The 826-nt window shown below is 57.5% G+C and carries 1 protein-coding gene; it reads right to left on the bottom strand.

Annotated elements, in window-relative coordinates; translation table 11 throughout:
* Positions 1 to 58: 58 nt before the first annotated feature.
* Positions 59 to 757: an IS6 family transposase gene (locus tag GR303_RS24240; RefSeq protein WP_161727028.1), complete on the bottom strand. Its 699-nt coding sequence runs from the start codon at positions 755 to 757 to the stop codon at positions 59 to 61.
* Positions 758 to 826 lie beyond the last annotated feature (69 nt).

The following is an 826-nucleotide window of genomic DNA, read 5'->3' as shown; positions in this document are numbered from 1 at the left end:
AGGTTCTGTCGCAAATCCGAAGTAGAGATGAGAAAATAGCAGGAGCTTCGTGCCGGGCTCATGCGGCGAGCCGCTCGAAATGCTCGGCGAGCGACAACTGCTGACTGCAGGCATATTTCGCCTGCTGTTTGCGCATCATATGGATCAACTCGATGCCACCTAAGATCACCCGGGCACTGGCAGCAGATTTGAAGCCGAGCATCGATCGCACACGGCGTTTGACGGCACGGTGATCCTGCTCGATGCGATTATTCAGATAGGCACTTTGCCGGATCCTGATCGGCTTGAGCCTGCATCTTGAACGGTCCTGCAGCCGGCTCTCGGCATCACACGACATGATGGCTTCCCGATTGGTCTGGCTGCCGTCGATGACAATCCGCTCGGGCCGGCCGTGCCGCTTGAGCGCCTTGCGCAGGAAGCGCTTGGCGGCTGTCAGGTTTCGCCGCTCGCTGAACCAGAACTCGACGGTGTCACCGTTGCTGTCGATGGCGCGGTAGAGATAGGTCCAACGCCCACGGACTTTGATATAAGTCTCGTCGATGTGCCACTTGCCGGAGACCGAGCGCTTTCTCTGATTGAAGCGCTCCAGCAGTTCAGGCGCGTATCGTACTGTCCAGCGATGGATCGTGGCATGGTCGACGGAGACACCGCGTTCGGCCATCATCTCCTCGAGATTGCGCAAGCTGAGATTGTAGGCCAGATACCAGCGCACGCAGAGCAGGATTACGGATCGATCAAAATGCCTGCCCTTGAACACTTATTCCTCCGCCACTGAGACCTCCACCCAGTAGCTGAAACTCTGAAACAAACCGTTTGCGACGGATCC

This window comes from Microvirga arsenatis (genome assembly GCF_009910705.1).
GTDB classification, from domain to species: domain Bacteria; phylum Pseudomonadota; class Alphaproteobacteria; order Rhizobiales; family Beijerinckiaceae; genus Microvirga; species Microvirga arsenatis.
The sequence above is the reverse complement of the archived record's forward strand: the minus strand, read 5'-3'. Positions and strand labels throughout refer to the sequence as shown.